This window comes from Lentzea sp. NPDC102401 (assembly GCF_044765805.1).
GTDB classification, from domain to species: Bacteria; Actinomycetota; Actinomycetes; order Mycobacteriales; family Pseudonocardiaceae; genus Lentzea; species Lentzea sokolovensis.
This window is the reverse complement of the sequence record NZ_JBIWKS010000001.1, coordinates 449,882-470,201: the sequence shown is the minus strand read 5'-3', so window position 1 is coordinate 470,201 and position 20,320 is coordinate 449,882. Positions and strand designations below refer to the sequence as shown.

At 69.3% G+C, this 20,320-nt stretch carries 15 protein-coding genes; 12 read left to right on the top strand and 3 right to left on the bottom strand.

Annotation, left to right across the window (positions count from 1 at the left end; genetic code table 11):
- Positions 1 to 6: 6 nt before the first annotated feature.
- Complete coding sequence (locus ACIRG5_RS02260; RefSeq protein ID WP_402898850.1) at positions 7 to 771, bottom strand: GntR family transcriptional regulator; 765 nt, start codon at positions 769 to 771, stop codon at positions 7 to 9.
- Between the two features lie 179 nt (positions 772 to 950).
- On the opposite strand from ACIRG5_RS02260, the gene ACIRG5_RS02255 reads away from it, so the two are divergent.
- Genes ACIRG5_RS02255 through ACIRG5_RS02235 form a run of 5 tightly spaced genes read left to right on the top strand, consistent with a single transcriptional unit; the run spans position 951 to position 6,700 of the window.
- Positions 951 to 2,189, top strand: coding sequence for an extracellular solute-binding protein (locus ACIRG5_RS02255; protein ID WP_402898847.1), 1,239 nt, complete (start codon positions 951 to 953; stop codon positions 2,187 to 2,189).
- On the top strand, positions 2,186 to 3,130 hold the full coding sequence (locus ACIRG5_RS02250; protein WP_402898844.1) for a carbohydrate ABC transporter permease: 945 nt from the start codon (positions 2,186 to 2,188) through the stop codon (positions 3,128 to 3,130). Before ACIRG5_RS02255 ends, ACIRG5_RS02250 begins: the two co-directional genes overlap by 4 nt.
- Positions 3,127 to 3,948 carry a carbohydrate ABC transporter permease gene (locus ACIRG5_RS02245; RefSeq protein WP_402898842.1) on the top strand — a complete coding sequence of 274 codons (822 nt, stop codon included), beginning with the start codon at positions 3,127 to 3,129 and terminating at the stop codon, positions 3,946 to 3,948. The genes ACIRG5_RS02250 and ACIRG5_RS02245 overlap by 4 nt, the downstream gene beginning before the upstream one ends.
- A complete protein-coding gene (locus ACIRG5_RS02240) occupies positions 3,945 to 5,348 on the top strand; it encodes a beta-N-acetylhexosaminidase (RefSeq protein WP_402898839.1) in 1,404 nt (467 codons plus the stop codon). Before ACIRG5_RS02245 ends, ACIRG5_RS02240 begins: the two co-directional genes overlap by 4 nt.
- On the top strand, positions 5,333 to 6,700 hold the full coding sequence (locus ACIRG5_RS02235) for a cellulose binding domain-containing protein (protein WP_402898836.1): 1,368 nt from the start codon (positions 5,333 to 5,335) through the stop codon (positions 6,698 to 6,700). Before ACIRG5_RS02240 ends, ACIRG5_RS02235 begins: the two co-directional genes overlap by 16 nt.
- Before the next feature lie 37 nt (positions 6,701 to 6,737).
- Here the strand turns inward: ACIRG5_RS02235 and ACIRG5_RS02230 are convergent, their stop codons facing one another.
- Both ACIRG5_RS02230 and ACIRG5_RS02225 read right to left on the bottom strand, forming a co-directional pair.
- On the bottom strand, positions 6,738 to 7,841 hold the full coding sequence (locus ACIRG5_RS02230) for a TIR domain-containing protein (protein WP_402898833.1): 1,104 nt from the start codon (positions 7,839 to 7,841) through the stop codon (positions 6,738 to 6,740).
- 3 nt (positions 7,842 to 7,844) lie between these two features.
- The gene (locus ACIRG5_RS02225) at positions 7,845 to 8,477 is read right to left on the bottom strand and encodes a hypothetical protein (RefSeq protein ID WP_402898830.1); all 633 of its coding nucleotides are present in this window, start codon (positions 8,475 to 8,477) and stop codon (positions 7,845 to 7,847) included.
- A 156-nt stretch (positions 8,478 to 8,633) separates the two neighbouring features.
- Between ACIRG5_RS02225 and ACIRG5_RS02220 the strand changes: the two genes are divergently transcribed.
- The 7 genes from ACIRG5_RS02220 to ACIRG5_RS02190 are packed head-to-tail and all read left to right on the top strand — an operon-like array spanning position 8,634 to position 20,217.
- On the top strand, positions 8,634 to 9,788 hold the full coding sequence (locus ACIRG5_RS02220; protein WP_402898827.1) for a hypothetical protein: 1,155 nt from the start codon (positions 8,634 to 8,636) through the stop codon (positions 9,786 to 9,788).
- Positions 9,778 to 11,655 carry an AAA family ATPase gene (locus ACIRG5_RS02215; RefSeq protein WP_402898825.1) on the top strand — a complete coding sequence of 626 codons (1,878 nt, stop codon included), beginning with the start codon at positions 9,778 to 9,780 and terminating at the stop codon, positions 11,653 to 11,655. Before ACIRG5_RS02220 ends, ACIRG5_RS02215 begins: the two co-directional genes overlap by 11 nt.
- On the top strand, positions 11,649 to 12,278 hold the full coding sequence (locus ACIRG5_RS02210; protein ID WP_402898822.1) for a 4Fe-4S single cluster domain-containing protein: 630 nt from the start codon (positions 11,649 to 11,651) through the stop codon (positions 12,276 to 12,278). Before ACIRG5_RS02215 ends, ACIRG5_RS02210 begins: the two co-directional genes overlap by 7 nt.
- Positions 12,266 to 12,748 (top strand): FHA domain-containing protein, encoded by a 483-nt coding sequence (locus ACIRG5_RS02205; protein ID WP_402898819.1) that lies wholly within the window; start codon positions 12,266 to 12,268, stop codon positions 12,746 to 12,748. Before ACIRG5_RS02210 ends, ACIRG5_RS02205 begins: the two co-directional genes overlap by 13 nt.
- Complete coding sequence (locus ACIRG5_RS02200) at positions 12,745 to 13,476, top strand: PP2C family protein-serine/threonine phosphatase (protein ID WP_402898816.1); 732 nt, start codon at positions 12,745 to 12,747, stop codon at positions 13,474 to 13,476. The genes ACIRG5_RS02205 and ACIRG5_RS02200 overlap by 4 nt, the downstream gene beginning before the upstream one ends.
- Positions 13,469 to 16,117 carry a hypothetical protein gene (locus ACIRG5_RS02195; RefSeq protein WP_402898813.1) on the top strand — a complete coding sequence of 883 codons (2,649 nt, stop codon included), beginning with the start codon at positions 13,469 to 13,471 and terminating at the stop codon, positions 16,115 to 16,117. Before ACIRG5_RS02200 ends, ACIRG5_RS02195 begins: the two co-directional genes overlap by 8 nt.
- Positions 16,117 to 20,217 (top strand): CHAT domain-containing protein, encoded by a 4,101-nt coding sequence (locus ACIRG5_RS02190; RefSeq protein WP_402898810.1) that lies wholly within the window; start codon positions 16,117 to 16,119, stop codon positions 20,215 to 20,217. The genes ACIRG5_RS02195 and ACIRG5_RS02190 overlap by 1 nt, the downstream gene beginning before the upstream one ends.
- Positions 20,218 to 20,320 lie beyond the last annotated feature (103 nt).

Genomic DNA, 20,320 nt, shown 5'->3' with positions numbered 1-20,320 from the left:
CCGGTGTTACTGGAACAGGTCGTTGCCGACCTTCGCCTCCACGTCCACGGTGTTGCGCGGCGAAGCCCCGAGCGTCAACCGCGACACGATCCGATACCGGTCCCCCCGGTAGATCGAGTGCACGTACTCCACCTGCCGCCCTTCGGCATCGGTGGTCAGCCGCTCGAACAACAAAGCCGGTGCCAGCTCGGGAACTCCGAGCAGCGCAGCCTCGGACTCGTTGACCACCGTGGGCTCGATCGACTGCACAGCCTCGGAAACGTGGACGCCGTGCTCGCGCAGCCGTTCGTAGAAGTCGCCGGACTCCATGTCGTGCAACGTCAACGAGGGTGCGACCAGGGCAGGCACGTGCAGGTACTCCAACGCCATCGGCTCGCCGTCGACCAGGCGCAGGCGGGCGATGTAGTGGATCTCGGCTGCGGGGGAGAGGTGCAGGCGGCGGCCCACTCGGGCACCGGCCGGGACGCGGGCGTGTTCGAGCACCCGGGACGACCACGCGCCGCCTGCCTGGGGCAGGGACATGGATCCGGTGTCGGAGACCATCTCCTGGGTGATCTTGGCGCGCGCGACGAAGGTGCCCCGCCCGTGCTGGCGCACGAGCAGGCCGGTGTTGACCAGTTCCTCCACGGCTGAGCGGACGGTGGGGCGCGAGACCGAGAGTTGCTGGCACAGCACGCGTTCGGCGGGGATCGGGGCGCCCGCGGGGTGGGTCTCGATGAGCTCGAGCAGGTAGTCGCGGACCTGCTCGCGCTTGAGGATCGCTTCGGCCATGCCCCTCCGCTCGGTCGGCGGCCAGTATGGCATACCACTGGTAAGTAACCAGCCTGGTGAAGATCGAGAGCGCTCCCACGGGTCCAACCAGGGGATTGACCTGAGAAGTGGTCTATGCCACTTTCTACCCACTCCCATCGGACCTGACCAATTGGTCACATCCCAGCGAGAGGTGAGTCGTGTCGCGCTCCGCTGCCTTGTTAGTCCTGGCGTTCACGTTGTCGGCCTGCGGTACGTCCGCGGGCGGCGGCGGTGGGAAGCAGGAGATCACCGTGTGGCTGATGAAGGACACGGCCACCGAGGAGTTCGTTTCGAAGTTCGAGAGCGAGTTCGAACGTGATCACGCCGATCTCGACCTGTTGATCCAGATTCAGGAGTGGAACGGCATCACGCAGAAGGTGACCAGTGCCCTGGCCAGCACTGATCCGCCCGACGTGATCGAGGTCGGCAACACCCAGGTCGCCCAGTACGTGGCCAGCAAGGGCGTCACGGACCTGTCCGCCAAGAAGAGCGAGCTTCAGGGCGACGACTGGATTCCCGGCCTGAGCGAACCGGGTGCGGTGGACGGCAAGCAGTTCGGCGTCCCGTTCTACGCGGCCAACCGGGTCGTCATCTACCGCAAGGACCTGTTCGAGGCCGCCCAGGTCACGCCGCCCAAGACCCGCGAGGAGTGGCTCACCGCCACGGCCAAGCTCGACCAGGGCGACCAGCAGGGGATCTACCTGCCCGGCCAGAACTGGTACACGCTGTCCGGCTTCGTCTGGGACGAGGGCGGCGACCTCGCCAAGCAGAGCGGCGACAGGTGGAGCGGCTCGCTGAACACGCCGCAGGCGTTGGCGGGCATGGACTTCTACAAGAAGCTCCAGGCGCTCGGCGACGGGCCGAAGGACTCCGACGAGGCCAAGCCGCAGCAGACGGACGTGGTCGCGGGCGGCAAGGTCGCGCAGTTCATCGCGGTGCCCGGCGCGGCGAAGCTCGTCACGAAGGCCAACCCGGAGCTGGAAGGCAAGATCGGCTTCTTCCCGATCCCCGGCAAGACCGCGGACAAGCCCGGCGCGGTGTTCACCGGCGGCTCCGACCTCATCATCCCGATGGCGTCGGGCAGGCAGGACGGCGCGTACGAGGTCGTCAAGGCGCTCGCCGGCGAGAAGTGGCAGGTCGAGCTCGCGAAGGCGATGAACTACGTGCCGAACCGCAAGTCGCTCGCCAAGGACGTGGGCGGTGACCCCGGCACGGCGGCGATGGCGCAGGGCGCTGCCAACGGGCACGCCACCCCGAACTCGCCGAACTGGGCGGCGGTCGAGGCCCGCAACCCGATCAAGGAGTTCCAGACCGCGGTCCTGACCGGCGCCGATCCCGCGACAGCCGCCAAGACCGCCGACGAAGTGATCACCCAAGCGCTCAACTCGGGCAAATGACGCTCCTGGCCGAAAGGCCGGTGCGGGAGACCGCACCGGCCGCCCCGAAGCGCCGCAAACGCCCGGTGCTGCCGTACCTGCTGATCGCGCCGACTCTCCTCACGACCGCGTACCTGCTGGTGTACCCGTTGGTTCGCAACGTGATCATCTCGCTGCAGGAGTTCGGGCTGCCGCAGCTCGTGCGCGGCGACGCGAAGTTCGTCGGACTCGCGAACTACGTGAAGGTGCTGTCCGATCCAGAGTTCTGGGGCGTGGTCAAGCGCACGCTCTGGTTCACGGCGATCAACGTCGTGCTCATCATGGTTCTGTCCACTTTGGTCGCCTTGCTGCTCGTCAGGCTCGGGAGGTGGCTGCGCCTGCTGGTGATGGGCGGGCTCGTGCTCACCTGGGCGACGCCGATCATCGCGGCGACCACGGTGTTCCAATGGCTCTTCCAGTCCAGGCTCGGCGTCGTGAACTGGGCGCTGGTCGCGCTGGGCTTCGAGGAGTACCGCGACTACACCTGGTTCGCGGACGGCGAGGCGACGTTCGGCATCCTCATCACGCTGATCGTGTGGCAGTCGATCCCGTTCGCCGCGCTGTCGCTGTACGCGGCGATGATCACCGTCCCGCAGGAGCTGTACGAGGCCGCGCGCATCGACGGCGCCGGCGCGTGGCGGGTGTTCTCGACCATCACGTTCCCCCTGCTGCGCGCCATGTTCGGCCTGATCACGTGCCTGGAGGTGATCTGGGTCGTCAAGGCGTTCGTGCAGATCTGGGTGATCAGCCAGGGCGGTCCTGGCCGGGCCACGACGACGTTGCCGGTCTACGCGTTCCAGGTCGCGCAGTCGTTGCAGCGCTACGACCTGGGCGCGGCGGTCTCGATGCTCATGGTGGCGTTGCTCGTGCTCGCACTGCTGGCGTACTTCCGCCAGCTCTACCGGCAGGAGCGGGACGCATGATCGGACGGATCTCCCGGACCACGGCGGCGTTGACGGTCTTCGTGATCTCGGTCTTCCCCGTGTACTGGATGGTGCTCACCGCCTTCAAGCCCACCAAGGACATCCAGAGCGCGACACCGACGTTCCTGCCGCTCCCGATCACGTTCGACCACTTCGGCACGGCGATCGCCGCGAAGGGGTTCTTCTCGTTCTGGCGCAACAGTCTTCTCGTGGCGGGCGGCGCGGTGGTCCTGGCGTTGCTGGTGGCCCTGCTCGCGGCGTTCGCGATCGCGCGGCTGCGGTGGAAGGGCCGCAGGGCGTTCGTGCTGATGGTGTTCGTCGCGCAGATGACGCCGTGGGAGGCGCTGCTCATCCCGATCTACGTGATCGCCAGGGACACCGGCATGCTCGACACGCTGTGGATCCTCACGCTGGTCTACTTCATGATGACGCTGCCGTTCACCATCGTGACGTTGCGCGGGTTCCTCGCTGCCATCCCGGTCGACCTCGAAGAAGCGGCACAGGTCGACGGGTGCACGCGCGGGCAGGCGTTCCGCAAGGTCGTGTTCCCCTTGCTCGCACCGGGTCTGCTGGCGACGTCGCTGTTCGGGTTCATCACCGCGTGGAACGAGTTCGCCTTCGCCAACGTGCTGATCATCAAGGACCAGGACGACCGCACGCTGCCGGTCTGGCTGTCCTCGTTCAACAACACCTTCGGCACCGACTGGGGAGCCACGATGGCCGCCTCGACGCTGTTCATGCTGCCGGTGCTGCTGATCTTCGTCGTGTTGCAGGGCCGGGTGACCACCGGCATCGTCGGAGGGGCGGTGAAGGGGTGATCGTTCCACTCCCGACCAGGATCGTGCGGCGCGGCAAGGGGTTCACCCTCGACTGCGGCACGAGCGTGCGCGTCACGCCCGGCGCCGAGCCCGTGGCCAGGCTCCTGCGCTCGCTCCTCAGGCCCGCAACCGGACTCCCGTTGCCGATCGCGGACCACGGCCAGATCGTCATCGCGCTGGACGCCAAGCTCGTCGGACTCGGCGCCGAGGGCTACGCGCTGACCGTCAACGAACACGGCGTCCTGCTGCGCGCGGGCACCAGAGAAGGCCTGACGCACGGAGTCCAGACGATCCGCCAACTCCTGCCGGTCGAGGCGCTGAAGCCGTCCCGAGCGTCCGAAGTGGACTGGGTGCTTCCGGGAGTCGACATCCGCGACGTGCCCAGGCTGCCGTGGCGCGGGTTCATGCTCGACGTCGCCAGGCACTTCCAGCCGGTGCACGTGCTGCGCAGGTTCATCGACCTGATGGCCCTGCACAAGCTCAACGTCCTGCACCTGCACCTCACCGACGACCAGGGCTGGCGCATGCCGGTGCCCGCCCACCCGTTGCTGACCTCGATCGGCGGCTGGCGCACCGAGACGAACGGCGACGGCGTCCCGCACGGCGGCACCTACACCCGTGCCGAGTTGGAGAGCCTGGTGGCGTTCGCCGCCGAGCGCGGCGTCCGGGTCATGCCGGAGATCGAGATGCCCGGCCACGCCCGTGCGGCATTGGCTGCCTATCCCGACCTCGGCATCGCCCTGGAACCGCTGCCCGTCTGGACCCGCTGGGGCATCAGCGACGCGGCATTCGGCCTGCACGCCATGGGCTTCGTCCGCGAGGTCCTGGCCGAGGTGCTGGAGGTCTTCCCCGGCGAGCACGTCCACCTCGGCGGCGACGAGTGCCTGCTGCCGGAGGACGTGCACGGCCGGTTCCTCCGCCAGGCGAGCGAGTACCTGCTCGGCCGCGGCCGCGTCCCGGCCGCCTGGGAACCGACGGGCGACCCGCGATCCGTCGTCATGCCGTGGAAGGACGAAACCCAGGCAGCCAAAGCGCTGGAGCGCGGCCAACCCGTCGTGATGGCCCCGCACACCTCCACCTACCTCGACTACCCGCAGTCGGACGCCCCGCACGAACCACCCGGCCAGCCCGGGTACGTCGTGACCGCTCGCGACGTCTACCACGTGCCGCTGCCCGACGGCGTGCTCGGCGCCCAGTGCCAGCTGTGGACCGAGCACGCCCGTTCCCGCGACCACCTGGAATACCTGGCATTTCCCCGTCTTGCCGCGCTGGCCGACACCCTCTGGTCCCAGCGCCCCGAGTGGGAGGGCTTCACCACCAGGATGCGCCTCCACTCGTCAAGGCTCGCCGCCCTGTCCATCCCTGCCGAAATGAGGAGAGAACGTTGCGAGCACTCCTAGCCGCGTCCTGCGCGGCCCTGGCGGTGGCAGCACTGGCCGTGGCGCCCAGCGCGTTCGCCGCCGACGCGATCACCGCCCAGTACCGGACCAGCGCGTCCGGTGCGACGACCGACCAGGCCGAACCGTGGTTGAAACTGGTTAACTCGGGCACCACGAGCGTGCCGCTGTCCGACGTGAAGATCCGCTACTACTTCAAGAGCGACACCCCGGACGTCGGCTACCGGTTCGCCTGCTCGTGGGCCGTGCGCGGCTGCGGCAACGTGACCGGCCAGTTCGGCACCCTGACCGGCGGCCCGGCCGACCGCTACCTGGAGGTCGGCTTCACCTCCGGCGCGGGCACGCTGAACGCCGGCGCCGACTCCGGAGACCTGCAACTCCGCTTCTACCGCACCAACTGGGGCCCGATCGCCCAGTCCGACGACTACTCGTTCCGCGGCGAGAGCACCTACTCGGCGTGGAACCGCGTCACGGTCCACCGCGGCAGCACGCTGCTGTGGGGCACCCCGCCCGGCGGCAGCCCGCCCACCACCACGACGACCACGACGACGCAGCCGAACCCCAACGGCCCCAAGATGTTCGACGACTTCGCCTACGACAACTCGAGCGACTCGCGGATCAGCCAGCGCGGCTGGACCGTCCGCTCCGGCGGTGGCGGCCCCGGTGTGCCGGGCGCGACCTGGGACCCGTCGCGCATCACGTTCCCGACCGTCGACGGCCAGAAGGTGATGCGCCTCGACTCGTGGAACAACGGTTCGGCCGCCAGGCAGACCGAGCTGTACCACCAGCGGAAGTTCTTCGAGGGCACCTACGCGTCACGCGTGAAGTTCAGCGACGCGCCCGTCTTCGGCCCGGACGGTGACCACGTCGTGCAGACGTTCTTCACCATCACTCCGCTCGACGCGCCGATGGCCCCGAACTACGGCGAGATCGACTTCGAGTATCTGCCCAACGGCGGCTGGGGCGAACCGGCCAACGTCATGTACGAGACCACCTGGGAGACCTACCAGAACGAACCGTGGGTCGCCGACAACATCCACAACGAGCAGCGCGTCAGCTACAACGGCTGGCACGACCTCGTGTTCCAGGTGGCGAACGGCCGCGTGAAGTACTACATCGACGGCGTGCTGGTCGCCGACCACGGCGACAAGTACTACCCGGAGACGCCGATGTCGATCAACTTCAACCTCTGGTTCATCTCGGGCGGCCTGCAGGGCAGCAGCGCAGAACGGGCCTACCAGCAGGAGGTCGACTACGTGTACTTCGCCAAGGACCAGGTGCTGAGCCCGGCGCAGGTGAAGACGGCGGTGCAGGACTACCGCACCGCGGGCGTCGCGCACGTCGACAACGTGTGATCACGACGGGTGCCCCGGTGGTCTTCGGGGCGCCCGTTCACTCCCTGATCAGCTCGTCCACCAGCACCGCGATGTCGTGGTCCGTGAACCCGCGACGCAGGTGGTGGAGTTGGATCCTCACGAGGTGGTGCAGTTCCGGCGGCAAGGACTCGACCCTCAGCGCACCCCGCAAGCCGACGAGCACCGGCACCACCTTCCTGCCGGCCTCGCGCGCGAGGATCAGCTCCCTGCGCACCCAGTCCTCCGGGTCTTCCAGGAACCGCACTCCGTCGTTGTTCAGCTGGTGTTCCCACCGCCTGCCGATGACCGCGATCAGCGTCTCGCAGTTGCGCACGTTGGCTTCGAGGGTCTGGGCGAAGTCCGGCGTGCCGGGCCTCATCGAGCGGATGTCGTAGAACACGGCTTTCTCGCCGAGGCGACCGGCCAGTTCCCGATGCAGCAGCTCGGGAACGGACTCCGCGTCACCGGTGCGGAAGTTGATGAAGAACCTCGGCGACGGGGGCAACGGCGCGTCGACCTCCACGCCGTACGGCTTGAGCAGGTCGGCGAGCCACGACAACTGGTCCGGGGCGTCAAGCGCGCGGCGGACCCCCGAGTCCGGTGGCGCGGTGCACCGGTCATCGAAGAGCACGACTGTCTGCCTGGGCATGTCCTCGATCGACTGCCAGAGGATCCCGTCCGCCCACGGCACCTGGTCGTGCAGCCAGGCCGCCCACTGCCGGGTCGCGGGGAACCTGTCCGGTGAGGTCGTCGTGAGCCAGGTGTCCTGGTGCACCTGGGCGAGTTCCGGCGCTGCGTACAGGCGGATGAGGGTGAGCGGGCTGGTGGTCCGCACCTCGCTCAGGACCTGACCGGTGAGCGCGGCCCTGGGCAGGATTCGCTGGACACCGCGGGTGACCGCGAACTCGCGCAGGAATCGTTCGGCGACTGCGGTTTCCGGTGCGGCGGACAGGCAGAGCGTGCGGTGGGTGGAGCCCGTGCACGCGTCGAACCGGCCGCCACCGAACGCGCCGGAGTGCTGAGGGTCGAAGAGCAACGGGCTCAGCGTGGCGGAGTGGACGCGGTAGAAGATCTGTCCGGCCGGGATGATCTCGCGGGTGGGGGTGCCGGTGAGGCGCGGGGGAGGGGCGATGTCGGGCAAGGCTCAGCCCTCCGTCAGCGCGACGGCGGCCGCCACCAAGAGGTCGTCCGGTGTTCGTCCGATCAGCTCGTACGGCGGCTCGGTGAGCCAGGCGTTCGCGCTGAACCACCAGTCTGCCGCGCCCCAAGGGTCCTCGTGGGCGCGCAGCAACCAGTTCACCCGCAACACGACCTCCAGCGGTGCGCCCGACTCGTCGAACTGGAACAGCGGCACGGACGCGCTGCCGTTGTCGAAGTGGAACTGGATCACGCCGAAGGCGTCCGGCATGTGCCCACGCTCGCGCAGAGCGGCCGCCGATTCCCGTGCATGGGTGAGAATGCGTTCTTCGGCGCTGCGCGGACGTCCGTACAACCGAGGGTCACCGGAGATCGAGACCAGAAGCTTGTCCAGCTCGTGTACCTGACCCGGGTTGGAATAGCGGACGCCGGCGTCCGCGAAAACCGGGTCGTCATGCGGGAGGAAGTCGCCGAGCACGCGGGTGATCCTGGTTGCGACGGCAGCACGCCCGTCAGCGCTCTGGGCGTCCCTCAACGCGTCGATCAGCTTGCGCAATCGGTTACGCCCGTCGGTCCCGAGCAAGTCCGTGACCCTGTCCCAGTCCGCAACGAGCGCGTCGATGATGTGCTGCACCGCCACGGCACCACTCCCGTTCCGTAGAGGGGACATTCTGCCCCGCGGAAACCGTGAATATTTGGACAGAAACAGGACAATTGCCCGTCGTGCCCGGGAATCGCGCGCAACCGGACGTAGCTTCGTTGTCCGTCCGCACCCCCAGGACCGCCGCGAGGATCAATGAGCTCATCTGTCGGTTACTACGTCACAGCCGCCGACATCGAGGCACGGCGAAGGCGGGAGTTGCGCGGTGACGTCGCCTCGGCACTCGCGAGACTGGCCGCGGCGCGTGCGCATGCCCGCCGGATCGGGCTCGCGATCCCGGAGGTGAAGGGCCGTGTGACCGAGCAGGCTGACAGTGTTGAGCTGCAGGAACTTCTGGACCGGGTGACCGTGGCGCTCGCCGGCGCCGACGAGTCGGTCAACGCGGCGTGGCAGGAGCGGTGGAGGGCCGAGATCGGCAAGGCCACCAGCGGCACCGTCGTGTCCGGACTGTCCGCCCAGGACGAGCTCGCGCGCTCGAAGTCCGAACCGGACCGCGACACCTCGGCGCTGCGGGGTGCCGTCGCCGACGCCGAGTCGCTGATCGCCGGTTCCGGTCACCGCTGCGACGAGGACGGCATCGCCTCTGCGCGCGGCGTGTTCGCGGAACTTGTCACGGCGGGTTCCGTCGCACGGGCCAGAGCGTTGTCACTGGAGATCGCGGTGATCATCAGCAAGTCGATCGCGCGCCGCCGTGCCGCCGCGGCGCTGGACGACGGCCGGGTGCGCCTGCTGGAGCTGGTGCGCGACGCACCCTCTGCCGATCAGGAGCGACTGCGCGAACTGATCACCGGGGCCGCGGACCTCGACGCCGTGGCGGACACCGTTTACCAGGCGGTCGAACGCGAAGACCTCGCACGCCACCGCCAGAAGGTCGCGGACGCCGCCGCGGAGGCGTTGACGGAACTCGGGTGCGCGGTCGGCGAGGACTTCGAGTCGCTGCTGCTGACACACACCCAGGCCGTGGTCGGCTTCCGCGCGCGGGACGGCTACGGGCTGCTCGTCCGCCTGCCCGAGGACGGCACGAGGTTGCTCACCGCGGTGGTCCGCGCCGACGACCAGGCAGCGAGCGGCGCGCAGGCCGAAGCGGTGCAAGCGGCGTACTGCGCCGAGACCCTGCCGGAGCTGCACACCAAGCTGCGCGAGCGCGGAGTGCGCCTCGACGACGAGCCGTTCCTTCTCGGCGATCCGGTCCTGACGGTGCCGACGGCCCCCATGCCGTTGCCAGGCCGTCGTCTTGCCGAAAAGCCGAAGTCGCAGGCGAGGGTGGAGGTGCGTCACCGTGAGCGCTGACATTCCCGCCTGGGTCCGCGAACTCGAGCTCTCGCTCGTGACCCATCCCCAGATCCTCTTCGTGGGCAACGTCCGCGACAGGTACTTCCTGCCTGCCGAGACCGGATCCGCGCTCGTGCCACTGGACCTGCCGCAGGTGGTCGAACGTGCGTGCCGCCGGCGCGGGTTCGTGGCACTCGCGGTGTTCGACATCGCCCGCGACCGCATGGACGTGTGGCGACTGTGCGACGACGACCTGCCGCTGCCGGAGGCGTTGCGCGAGTTCATCACCGAGGACGCGCTGTCCGCGCCGGGCAGGGACAGCGGCGGGCCTGATGACCTGGTGCTGCGCCGGACCCGCCGCGTGCTCAGGGAGATCGTCCTGTTCCGCACCGCCCCGATCGGGCTGCTGTTCCCGTTCGCGGCCCGGCTGGGTTCGCCGCGCGCGGAGCTGACCGGGGAGGGAAAGCTGCTCATGGCCGCGGCGGAGGCGTTGGCGCACGAAGCACGCCCGGTACCGGGATCCGCGCCGGTCATGCCGTACAACACGGTGTTCTGGGTGGCAGAGCGGCAGGAGCAGCTTCCCGTCGAGTTCGCCATCTCGCCGCGCACGGTGAAAGTGATCACCGTCCCGGCCGCACCCGTCGAGCAACGGCTCGCGGCGGCGCGACACGCTGTCACGATCGTGCTGAGCAAGAGCGGGCAGGGCACCGCGGACCAGCGCACCGTCGACACCGCCGCGCAGAACCTCGTCTCCGTGACGCACGGCATGAGCAGCGCCGAGGTGCTGGCGGTGAGCAGCGTCGCCGTCGACCGCGGTCTCCCGGTCAGCAGGCTCGACGAGGCCGCGCGGCTCTATCGCGTGGGCGTGCGTGACAACCCGTGGGCGGTGTCGTCCATCCGGGAGACCATCGCCGGCGCCGATCCCGCCGCCATCGGCGTGATCGGCCAGGACCGGGCCGTCCGGAAGGCGATCGAGATCTTCATGCGGTCGGCGGCGGGACTGACCGGCGCGCAGTCGTCCAGCTCCCCGAACCGGCCGCGCGGCGTGCTCTTCCTCGCCGGGCCCACGGGAGTGGGCAAGACCGAGCTGGCCAAAGGAGTGGCACGACTGATCTTCGGCAGGGACGCCGAGCCGGTCAGGTTCGACATGAGCGAGTTCCAGCAGGAGCACGCCCGTGAACGGCTCGTCGGCGCCCCGCCCGGCTACGTCGGGTTCGACGCGGGTGGCGAACTCACGAACGCGGTGCGGTCGAACCCGATGAGCGTGCTGCTGTTCGACGAGATCGACAAGGCGCACGAGCGGTTGTTCGACCTGTTCCTGCAGGTGCTGGAGGACGGCAGACTGACCGACGGCCGTGGCTCGACGGTGTACTTCACCGAGAGCGTGCTGATCTTCACCTCGAACCTCGGCGTGGCCGACCCCATGGCACCGCCCGGCGCCCCACCGCGCTTCACCTACCGCGACGACCCTGCGGAGGTGCGCCGCGTGCTGCAGCAGTCGTTCGAGTCGTTCTTCGACAACAAGATCGGCAGGCCGGAGCTGCGCAACCGGCTCGGCGACGCGTTCATCGCCCTGGACTTCATCCAGCCGGAGATCGTGCCCGCGCTCCTGGAGAAGGCGTTGTCGTCGGTCGTGCGCAGGATGGACGTCGTGCACCGGGTACGCCTGGAGATCGGGCAGGCCGCGCGCAGGACGTTGTACGACAAGGCGATCGAGAACCTCAGCCACGGTGGGCGAGGGGTGAACAACGCGGTCGAGACGACGTTGATCAACCCGTTGTCCGAGATGGTGCTGCGTCAGCCTCCTGCGCCGGACGAGACGTGGCGGGTGGATCAGCTCGTCGTCGGGGCACAGGGCTGGCAGGCCGAGGTGACGCGGTGCTGAGGGTGAGCCGGGTGCTGCACCCGATCACCTCGCTGGGGCCTGGCCGCCGCCTCGGAATCTGGTTGCAGGGCTGCACTTTGGCCTGCAAGGGCTGCATGTCGAGGGACACCTGGGACCCCGGCGCCGGCACTGAGGTCGGTCTCGATCACCTGCGAGCCCTGTGGCAGGAGGCGGTGAGCGCGGGAGCCGACGGGCTGACCGTCAGCGGGGGAGAACCGTTGCAACAACCGGCGGCTCTCACGGAGTTCCTGGCGTCGTTGCCCGTCGAAGACCGGGATGTCCTGCTCTACACGGGATACGAGCTCGATGAGCTGGACGACGCCCAGCGCGGCGTGCTCGATCACGTCGACGCGGTGATCACCGGCCGGTACGTGGTGGGAGCGCCGACCGGGTTGATCTGGCGCGGCTCGGCCAACCAGCGGCTCGTGCCGCTCACCTCGCGCGGCGAGCAGCGCTACGGGCCGTTCGCAGACGTGACCTGTGAGCGGGCGCAGGTGCAGGTCCGGGTGGACGACGGACTGCTGTGGCTGGTGGGCGTGCCACCACCGGGCGTGCTGGCGAAGGTCGAACGGCGCCTGCGCGACAAGGGGATCGTCTTCGAGGAGGCCGCATGGCGACCGTGACCTACCGCTGTCCGGACGATCCGGACGGCTGCCAGGCCTCGGCCACCCCGGGATTCTGCGTCACGCACCCGGCCACCGTGCTCGAAGCGGTGCGCGTGGCGGCGTTCATCGTCACCGAGGCGCCGGTGGCGGCGGCCGTACCCACCCCGGCCGCGCTGACGCTGCGGTTCCTCGGACGCGTGATCGCCGTTCCCGCGGAGGGAATGGAGATCGGCAGGGAGACCGGGCCGCTCGCCGCCGTACCGGGAATGGCGGAGCTGACCCAGGTCTCGCGGTTGCACGCCAGGATTCAGCTGCTGAACGGCCACCTCTACATCCGGGACGAGCACTCGCTCAACCACACCTATCTGGACGGTCGGGAGCTGACCACGGCCAGGCGGCTGGAACCAGGCCAGGTCGTGCGGCTGGGCCGTGACGTGGAACTGCACGTCGAGGCTGCGCAGTACGACGAGTTCGGCTTGCCGTCGTGAAGCGGGTCGACGTCGCGGCGATCACCAACCGAGGGCTCGTGCGCGGCGGCAACGAGGATCGCGTCGCCGTCTTCGGCTGGCTCGCGCCACAGGAGATGCACGAACCTGTCGTGCTCGTGCGACGGACCGCCGAACCTCTGCTGATGGTGGTCGCGGACGGCCTCGGCGGCCATCAGGCGGGTGAGGTGGCCAGTGAGTTCGCGGTGACGGCACTGAGCACCGCGCTGCGCGAACTGGCCGAGGACGCGGCAGGGGTGTTCGCCCGCGTCCATCAGGACCTGCTGGAACTCGGTGAGGCGCGGACGGAGCTGTCCGGCATGGCGACGACCGCGACGGCACTCCTGGTGGCCGACGACCTGATCATGATCTGTCACGTGGGCGACAGCCGGGCGTACTACGTCGAACCAGGCCTCGTCTCGCAGCTCACCGCGGACGACGTCGATCCGGTCGCGGGCGGAGCGCTCACCCAGGTGCTGGGCGGTCTGCCGGGCCGCGACGTCGTGGCCCAGGTGCGAACGGTGGACCAGGCCGACAGCCTGCGGTTCCTGCTGTGCACGGACGGCCTTCACTCCTATGTGGACCCCGCGGTGATCCGCAGGCGCGTGGCACTGGGAACGGTGTTCGAAGCGGCGACGGGATTGCACGAGGCGGCGGTCGAGTCCGGTGCACCGGACAACGTGTCCCTGTGCGTGGTGGACGTGTGGCTCGAAGGAGAAGGACATGACTGAGCCGGTACCGAGACCGAGCACGCCGACCGTGCAGCAGGGTTCCACGCCCGCGGTCGCGCGAGATCCGGACCGCGGGACCGTCCCCACGGTGCAACAGGGCGCGGTGCCGACCGTGCAGCAAGGCGTGGCACCACAGGAGGATCCGGGCGCGCCCGAGTTTCCCGGCCAGTTGCGGGACCGGTTCGAGCCGTTGCGAGTTCTCGGCACCGGAACCGAAGGTGTCGTCTGGTGCTGCCGCCGCACGGCCGAGTGCGACGAGGTCGCCGTGAAGGTGCACTGGGCTGGGCATCCGGCCGACACCAACCTGTTGGAGCACCTGGACAACAGCGCGTTCCGGCGGCACGTGCCCCGGTTGTACGGGCATGGTTCGTTCTACGGCCCGCACGGCCAGATCTGCTGGGCGGCGATGGAACTGCTCACCGCCACGCTGGACAGGACGATCGCCGACCGGTTCGCGTCGGGCTGGTCGGAACGCTGGGCTCTGGGCGTGCTGCGCGAGGTCGCCCAGGCACTGCACTTCTGGCAGACCACCGTGCGGCGCAACCCGATCGACGTCAAGCCGGACAACCTGATGCGGCGGGCCAACGGTGAGTTCGTCGTGGTCGACTTCGGTGGCGTTGTCGGGTTCACCGCCAGCAAGCAGGTCGGCAGCGCCACCATGGCGGCCGTCGCCTACACGCCACCGGAACAGCAATGGCACGAGAAGAGCTGGCCGTGGCCGTGGTGGACTCTGGGTGAGATCGCCTACCTGCTCGTCACCGGGCACGGGCGGTTCCAGCGTCCCAACGGCGAGATGCTGTCCGACCAGACGATCGCGCGAGGCCGTGCGCTCGGAGAGCTCGATCTGAGCGAGGTCGCCGACGCCCGGTGGAGGTTGCTGATCACCGGTCTGCTCACCACCGATCCGCAGGACCGGTGGGGGTGGGCAGAGGTCGAGAGCTGGCTGGGCGGCGGCGCTCCGGCGGTGACGGCTCGCACGACCTCGCCGAACGCGGTTCCGGCCCACTCGCCGATCACGTTCGTGGATGGCAGGACGTTCACCGACCCGGCGGCCCTCGCGGTGGCCATGCTCGACAACCCGCACGCCGCCGAACGCTGGCTGACCGGCGAGGGTCGTCAGGACCTCGCCGACTGGCTGGAGGAAGAAGGGCTGCACCGCCGTTTCGACATGGTGCGCCTGAGCCGGGCCGCCGCCGGCTCGGCACGGCTGCACAGCGCGGTGCTCGCGTTCGGTGCGGAGTTCGCTCCTGAGGTCACGCCGCGCTACCGAGGGCGCCCGGTCAGCAGCGACGGACTGGTCGCGGTGCTCTCGGATCCGGACGGGTTCGAGTTCGCGGGCGAGGTCGTCCTGGGCGACGTGCTCGGCACGGCCGCCGGCTATCGGTGCGGGCACACCGGGTGCGGACCGCGGTGCGCCGTGCTCGATCACGCCGCCGGCGTGCTTCCGCCACTGGTGCAGGACGTCGAACGGATCGTCAGCGGTACGGGGACCGGCGCGCTCACTTCCGCTGAACGGGAACGCCTGCACGGCATGGCTTTGCTGCTCGTGCTGCGTCCGGACGCGGCGGCACGGGTGCTACGGCCGTCGTGGTGGCTGCGGATCGCGAACGTGCCCTGGTGGCGCCCGATCGCGAAACGCTTTCCGGACGCGACGACCGCCGAGGGCAGGGCGATGTTGCTCGCTCAGGGCATCCTGCGCGAGCGGGTCGTGCGAGAGCGTCCGAGACGGGACACGACCAGGTTCTCCGCCCGTGCCGTGACGAAGAGGGTCGGCGCGATCGCGATCCTGTGGTTCGCGATGACCTCCGCCGTGTGGGTCGTCACCGTGTTGCGGAATGCGGAACTGGCCTTCGACGGTGGACCGGAGGGTGAGCGCCAGGCCGCCGAGCTCGGAGCCACGGCCCAGATGGGACTGGGACCTCAACTGGTGGTGCTGGCGATCGAACTGGTGCTGCTGATGCGCACCAAGGCGTCCGTGGTCGCCGGGATGGTGCTGGCCGCGGCTCTCGGCCTCGCCGCGCCTTACCTCCCGTTGTTCACCGCTGGTGTGTCACCGGGCCTCGTGGACGACCAGGTGAGCTCGCTCGCCGAGGTGTGGGCCGAGGGAATCGTGGTCGGACTGGTCGTCATGGCTGGTGGCAGCCTGGGTCTGGCGGGGCTGGCCCGGTCGTGGTTGCCGGGCTCGGTGTCGCGGGACGGGAGAGCGCGGCGGCCGGTGTTCGCGCGGCGGTACGCGGCCTACGCGCTGACGCTCATGGCACTGGCCCTGCTGTTCTGGGCTGCCCTCGTCGTGCGGTTGACGGTCCATTCGGCCGATGTCGCCACCACCGACTTCGGCGGCTACGCGGCGTCCATGCAGAGCGGATACCTGTTGGCGATCGCCGGTGTTGCCGCCGTGGTGGCGTTGTCCGGGAGGAACGCGGTCGGTGTGCTGACGATCGGTGTACTGGCCGTGCTCGCCATCGCCGCGTTCGCGAAACCGGTTCCCGCGCTCGACTTCCTGTGGTTGCCGTACCTTCGTGAACCGCTCCTGTGGTTCGCGGGGCTGTGGGGAACGAGCGCGTTCTGGGCGGCGTTGCTCGTGCACCTGCCGTTGACGGTGCTGTGCGTGCGCGGGCTGCGCAGGGCGGCAGGAGTCTGATGACGGACGATCACCGCGAGCGGTTCGACCGGGTCGAGCTGCTGCTCCAGGAGTTCGACGCGCTGCTCGACGAGGGAAAGCCCGCCGACCAGGCGCTGCTCGACGAGGTCCGCTATCACCTCGACTGGATCCAGGCAGTCGCGGGCGAACCGTCGTTCGACTGGCTGTGGGCGCACTACCTGAGCGCGCAATGGCACCGCTGCCGGGCACGGATGCTGCAGGACGTCCGCGAGATCGACTTCGCGGTCGCGGAGCTGCGCCTCGTGGTCGGCTACTCCGACACGTTCTACTTCAGGCTCGACCTGGTCGAGCTGATCCAGATCCGGTACGTCGCCACCGACTCCGGCGATCGTCCCTACCTCGACGAGATCGTGGTGGAGCTGCGGGCTCTCGCCGCACGGGAACCGGACGACGAGCAGGACCGCGGCAAGGTGCTGTCGCTGCTCGGTCAGACACTGCGCGAACAGTTCAGCCGGGAGCTCGACGCCGGGGAGAACCCGGTGCCCGAGCTCCTGGACGAGGCCGAACGCTGCCTCGACAGCAGTCTCGACCTGTTCGACGGCGATGCGGAGTACTGGCGCGCCGAGGCGATGCTGGACCTGGCCCGGCTGCGGTCGTTCCGGGCCGGCACGACGGTCGAGTCGTACCGGCGCGACCCGGAGGCGGACGGGGAGGAGGCGATCGCGCTCTACGAGCCGGTGGCCTTCGAGGACCCGGTCGCCGCGTTCGAGCTGGCCGGGATGTGGTCGGGGCGTTTCGACGACTCCGGCGACGTGTTCGCTCGCACGGAGGCGTTGAGGTGGCTGGACACGATCGAGCACGACCCCCAGATGAAGGCCCGTGCGGCGGAGTACGCGGTCAGACGGAGCGAGCTGTTGCTCAGCCGCGCGCGGGAGGACCGCGCGGAACTGCCCGCGCTGGTCGACTACCTCGCCGACGTGTTCGCGGCGGAACCCGTGCAGGGACTCGTCGGGGTGACGCTGATCGAGGCGTACTGGCTGGCAGGTGACGCCGAGGGCGTGGTCCGGGTGATGGACCGGCTGGAGGCAGCCACGGACGGTGAGGACATTCCGCCACGTGAGGTCGTTCTGCCGTACCGGGCCGTCGCGGTGGCGTCGCTGGCTCTGTGCGGACGTGCCGGACGGGCCGACGCAGAGCGCCTGTTGCGGGAGGTCACGCGGCAACCGTCCGTTCTGGGCTGGACGAAGCAGTTGCCGCTCGCGCTGCTGGCGATGGTGGTGCACGGGCAGGGCAGTGCGCCGGAGTCCCTCGCCGCGTCCGTGCTGGGCGAGGGTCCGGAGAAGGAGATCGCCGGAGAGCTGCTGCGGTGGCTCGAACAGCACGAGCAGCAGGGTTCGGACTGGCTTTGCGCGGTGGCCGGGCTGACCTTCCAGCTGGCCGACGGACCGGACTCCCACCTGGTCGCGCTGCGAGCGACGATCGCCGCCCGCGGTTCGCTTTCCCCGTCGGATCCGCTGGATCTGGAGTTGCTCGCTCAGCACGCACTCATGTCGTGCACCGTCGGCGCGCACACGGACGACCGGGACCTGATCGTGGACGCCGCCGCGCTGATGGACGAGTTCTTCGGCCGCGCGAGCGACGAACATCCACTGTGGACCGTCGCCCTGGGTGTTCACGGGATGGTGCTGGCCGAAGTGCACGCCTGGGGCGCGGCAGCGGCGGTTCCGCTGGGCAACGCCGTGACCGCGTTGACGAAGGCATGTGCTGACACGGACATCGACCCGGGCTTTCGATCGACCCTCCTGATACAGCTCGTCCGCGCTCAGTTGCTGCAGATGGTGCAGGATCGGGTCGATCTCCACAGGTCCGCGATCGAACACTGCCGTCAAGCTATGCGCCTGGTGGAGAAGGGCAGCGAGGAACACGACCGAGCCTGGTTCATGCTGGCCGCCGTGTTGCTGAACCGCTACCACGAGTACGGGGAGCGTCACGACCACGATGCGGGCTTTCGTCACCTGCAGGAGCTGCGGGCGTCGAAGATCGAGCGCGGCCTCGACGTCACGGACATCGACCAGGTGGTGCGGCAGTTGCGGCCGTTGCTGGACGGAGGCGTGTTCGACCAGGAGATGAGCCCGGCCGAGGTGTACGAACGGCTGGCGGAGCTGGAGAGGAGCGTGGGCGACCCGGTGCTGCTGGCATCGGAGAAGTTCCTGCTCGGACAGGTGCTGTTGAACCGGGCGAGCGAGGCCGGCGACGTGTCCATGTCGGCGGACGCGCTCGACCTGCTCGCCTCCATCGCGACCGACATCGAGGGCGGCTCGGCGATGTACTCCGTCGCCACCGTGGTCGCCCTGTACAGCCGGACGACCGCGGCCGCCGCGAGAGGTGACACCGAGAAGTTCTTCGAAGGCATCGCCAAGTTGGAGGTGCTCCGCGACGACACCGCGATACCTGCCGCCGATCGTGCGTTCGTCGTGTTCGGTCTCGCCCTGCTGTGGCTCGCCCGGCACAAGGTCACCCGGAGCACGGCGGACCTCGACGAGTTGTTGCGCCGCTACGCCCAGGTCGACCTCACCACCCTGAAAGGGCGTGACACCACCGGCCTGCTGGACAGCCTGGCGGACAGCTGCTGGAAGCTGGCCTCGCTGGGATACGGGCAGCCGGCCGTGTCCATCGGGTTCGACTCCTTGCGGCAACGGGCTCGGAACGTCCTGCTGCAGACCGACGGGGACCACGCGGCGGAGCTTGCGGCCGATGGCGCCGCTCGCGGCCAGCGGGTGGCGTTGCGGTGTGCCGCCTCGGGAGAGCCGGGCCGGGCCGTCGAGGCGATCGAGTGGGGTCGCGGACTGGTGTTGCACAGCGCGACCTTCACGTCCGGCATCGCCGCGAAGCTGCGGGCGGGCGGGCATGCCGAGCTGGTGCAGGAGTGGGAACGCGAGTCCGAGACGAAGACGGCCGCCGGCATGGAGATCGGCTTCGCGCCCAGTGACGTGCGCCGCCGCGTGTTGTCCGCGCTGGGCAACGATCTGGAGGCACTGACACCACCGACGTTGGACGAGATCGCCTGCGCGCTTCGAGCCCTGGACGCCGTCGCGCTCGTGCATCTGGTGCCCGGTCAGGACGACCACACCGGACGGGCGCTCGTGACGACGGCGGAAGGCGCGGTCTACGAGGTGCTGTTGCCGTTGCTCGTGGACGGTCCGGGTAGCGAGGTGGGCCGCTACCTCACGATGAACGATCAGCAGCGGCGTGAAGCACTGCCTTCGTTGTGCGCGTGGGCGTGGCGGGTCGCGGTGGAACCGCTGCTGCACAGGGTCTCCGGTGGCATGCCCTGGATCGTGCTGGTGCCGACCGGTGCGTTGGGAGTGGTGCCGTGGCACGCGGCCGCGGGCGGGGGCAGGACGGCATTGCGGGAGGCGGGGTTCACCTATGCCGCGTCCGCCCGCCAGCTGTGCGAGCTGGCACAACGCACCCGCCAGCCGGTGGCCGCCTCACCGGTCGTGGTGAGCGACCCGGCGGGCACCCTCGTCGCAGCGCAGTACGAGGCGGAGTTCCTGCACGGTCTCTACCCGCACGGGCACTTCTACGGTCAAGCCGGGCCGGGCGTGCCCGTGCGCGGTGCGGGCACGCCTGACGACGTGCTGGAGGAGAGCGGGGCTTCGTTGCAGCACCTGGGATGTCACGCCCGAGCCGGGGCGACGCCTGCCCAGTCGGCGTTGGAGCTGGCACGAGCGGATCTGTCGGTTGAACGGATGCTGCGTCATGCCGCCGCACGCCGAAACGATGCGCCCGGTGGCCTTGTCGTGCTGGCGGCCTGCGAGAGCGACCTGACGGCGAGTCTGCACGACGAGGTGTTGACGTTGGCGGCGGCGTACGTGACGGCGGGTGCCACCGGCGTCGTCGGTACGAAGTGGAAGGTCGACGACGTCGAGTCGGCGTTGCTGATGTGCGTCTTCTACGACTTCCTCGCGAACAACGGCATGCGGCCTCGCGACGCGTTGCGCGCGGTGCAGCTCTGGGCGCTCGATCACGACCGCGTCGTCCCCGCGGGGGTGGCCAGGCACCTCGCCGAGCGCGGCCGGGCGGCCTCGCTCGCGGATCCCGTCTACTGGGCGGCCTTCGCGCACCACGGCTGGTGATCAGGTCAGCAGTTTCTCCGGTGCGTTCGCGCCGGCCGCGCCGACGATGCCGAGCTCGCCGATGCCCTGGTTCCGGTACGAGGTTCACCAGCGCGAACCGCCG